The sequence below is a fragment of the Streptococcus sp. 449_SSPC genome, from assembly GCF_001073005.1.
GTDB lineage: Bacteria > Bacillota > Bacilli > Lactobacillales > Streptococcaceae > Streptococcus > Streptococcus salivarius_F.
Genome location: NZ_JVGR01000027.1, coordinates 1 through 3,332, shown reverse-complemented (window position 1 = coordinate 3,332; position 3,332 = coordinate 1). Strand labels below are relative to the sequence as shown.

General features: G+C 37.3%; 1 protein-coding gene. It reads left to right on the top strand.

Annotated features, from left to right (window positions below):
* Nucleotides 1-95: 95 nt before the first annotated feature.
* Complete coding sequence (locus ADH51_RS06110) at nucleotides 96-2,972, top strand: glucosyl transferase (RefSeq protein ID WP_048675208.1); 2,877 nt, start codon at nucleotides 96-98, stop codon at nucleotides 2,970-2,972.
* The last annotated feature ends 360 nt before the right edge of the window (nucleotides 2,973-3,332 follow it).

Genomic DNA, 3,332 nt, shown 5'->3' with positions numbered 1-3,332 from the left:
TAATCGTTTTCTTATTTTTGTCTAAATTTCTTATATTTTCTTGAAAGTCTCTAAAATAGCACTATAATAGGAAGTAGGAAAAAGGAGGAAGAATTATGAAAGTACATTCTAATTTTACTGGACCTAAGTCCAAAAAACGTCTGATTGCATTCTCATGTGCTACTGCTCTTGCAAGTTTTACTTTAATCGCAAGACCTGCCTTTGCTGAGGAAACTAAGGCTGACAACGCATCTAACCTTGATACGACTGCTGCAACATCTACCAATGTGGAAACCACAGCAGACCTAGTAGAAACAAAGGTTGTCGAAACTCCTGCTACTACTGAAAATGTAGCTAGCACTGAAAGCACTACAAATGTCTCAGAACAAGCCACAACTTCTGTTGCAAGCTCTGAAGTTGCCAGTGAAACAGCTTCAACAACTGCAAGTGAAAGCCAAGCTCCTGCAGAATCAGCCACAGGCCAAACACGTGAGGCTGTAACTACAGACCGAGCTGCCAATGAGACTGCTTCAGCTACCGAAACTTCGAACAAGGAAACAAACGTCACTGGTGGTCAGTACTATAGAGACGAATATGGCTACTGGCATTACAAAGATGCTAGCGGTAAAGACCTGACTGGACCACAAACTATTGATGGCGTTAAGGTCTACTTTAGAGATAGTGGTGTTCAGGTTAAAGGGGAATTTACCTGGGACGGTCACTATTATGACAAAGACTCTGGTGCTCTTGTTACTAATAAATTCGTTGAAAATTATGGTAGAACCTATTACTTAGATGAAAATGGTAATAAGACAATTGGTTCCAAAGAAGTTAATGGAGCGTGGTATTATTTTGATCAGTATGGTGAACAAGTTAAAGGTAGATTTGCTTCTGATGACCGTTATTACGACGAAAACGGAAAACAAGTTGATTTCGGGACAAACCGCTATTTTGAATTAAACGGAAAATGGTACTATGCTGGAAATGATGGTGCTATTTTAAAGGGACCACAAACCATCGATGGCGTTAAGGTTTACTTCAATCAAGGTGGTGTTCAAGTTAAGGGCTATTTTGTTAGAAATGATACTAACAATAAAGAACACTATTACGACAAAGATTCTGGTGCACTAGTCACTAACAACTACGTTATTGCCTACGATAACTATACCCACCAAAATGAACGCTACTATGTTGATGAGCAGGGTATTCGTGTAAAAGGTGCTAAAACTATCAATGGTAAACAGGTTTACTTTACATATGATGGAAGACAAGTCTTCGACAATTTTGGTGACGATGGCTACTTCTATGATCAGGATGGTAACCGAGTCGACCTAGGCACAAACCGTTATGTTCAAATTAAAGGCAACTGGTACTACATCGGTAACGATGGAAAAATCTTGACAGGTGAACAAACTATTGATGGCGCTCATGTCTACTTTGGCTATAAAGGTATCCAAGTGAAAGGAGATTTTGACTACAACAAACAATTTCATGATAAAGACTCTGGAAATCTAGTTACTAATCGTTTCGTAACAGTTAAAGACAAAACCTACTTTATTGGAGCTGATAGTAAGGCTATCAAAGGGGCAACAGTCATCGACAACATTGAATACTTCTTTGATAAAGAAACTGGTGCTCAAGTTAAAGGAAATTTCGCAAGAAACGATAAATACTACGATGGGGTCACTGGTGCTCTCGTAACCAATAGCTATGTCCAAGTTGATAAAGACTGGTACTATGTAGGCAATGACGGTAAAAGACTTAAAGGTTCTCAAACCATTAACAATGTTCCTGTATACTTTGATCCTTATGGGGGTAAACAAGTAAAAGGAGAGTTTGGTGATAATGGTTACTATTACGACCAAAATTCTGGTGCCAAAGTAGATTTGGGAACAAGTCGCTATGTCCAAGTTAACGATAATTGGTACTACGTCAATGCTGAGGGTAAGATTCTCAAAGGCGAACAGACCATCGATGGGGTTCAAGTCCATTTTGATACTAAAACAGGGCAACAAATTAAAGGGGGCTTTACTGACAAAGATGGTAAATTAGTCATAAAAGAAAAATATTATCTATCTGGTACTCCTATGAGATATTATGATAAAGACTCCGGTGCTCTTGTAAAAAATCAATACTTCAACCATAATGGTAAATGGTACTATGCAGATGCAGAAGGTAATATCCTTAAAGGCTCACAAACCATCGATGGGGTACATGTTTACTTTGACTATAATGGTGTACAAGCTAAAGATACTGTTCTTGATGGTTACTACTACGATAAAGATACTGGCGCACGGAAAGAGCTCCCTCGTGATCAGTTTATTAAAATTGGTGACGATTTATACTATTTTAGCAGTAATGGACGAACTGGAAGTATAAGTGTTAACGGTAAGGATTACTATGTTGAGCAAAACGGAAGGGTCCTTCGTGGTTCCTTTAACATATATCAAAATCCACCTTACTATGATGATGAAACTGGCGAAGCTGTAGAAAAAACTGGTTTTGTTAAATCTCGCGGTAGTTGGTTCTACCTAGAAAATGGTAAAAAAGTCGCAGGTTTCAAAAAAATTGATGGGAAACTTTACTATTTCTCTGCCAATCCAATGAACAAATACGAAACAAACGAACAAGTTCGTGGAAAATTAGTTGGACCTAAGTTTTATATTTCTTTTCTTAGCAGAGCAGAAGACAACCCAACTTACTACTTCGACGCTGAAACAGGTGCTGCTGTAACCAACCAATTCGTCTATGCAGATGGACACTGGTACTACTTCGGTAACGATGGAAAGGCTCTTCTATTTGATCAAGTCATCAATGGTCAACACCTCTACTTTGATTATCAAGGTAAGCAAATTAAAGGCAATTTCGTTACAGACTACAAGGGGACTCGTTACTACGATGAAAACTCTGGGGAGCTCGTAACCAACCAAACACGTACCATCAATGGTGTGACTTATCACTTTGATGAAAATGGACGTGCAAATCAATTGTAAATTAAGTCCGAAAATCGACTAAAATTATTCTTATAAGACATCTATACTAAGGAAGTTGATTAATTTCAACTTCCTTTTAAAAATCCAAGAAAATAATTTTTGTCTACTTTAAGAAAACTTTAGGCTTTGCTTTATATACTATAACCATCCTAAAACTTTTCTTTTTCATAATCTCCTAAATCCAGGGCTCAGGTCCTGGATTTTTTTAACTCTTATGACTGCTAAAATTGTGAAATTTACTTTATAAGTCGCTTTTCTATGTAATCGTTTTCTTATTTTTGTCTAAATTTCTTATATTTCCTTGAAAGTCTCTAAAATAGCGCTATAATAGGACTTAGGAAATGGAGGAAAAAGTATGAA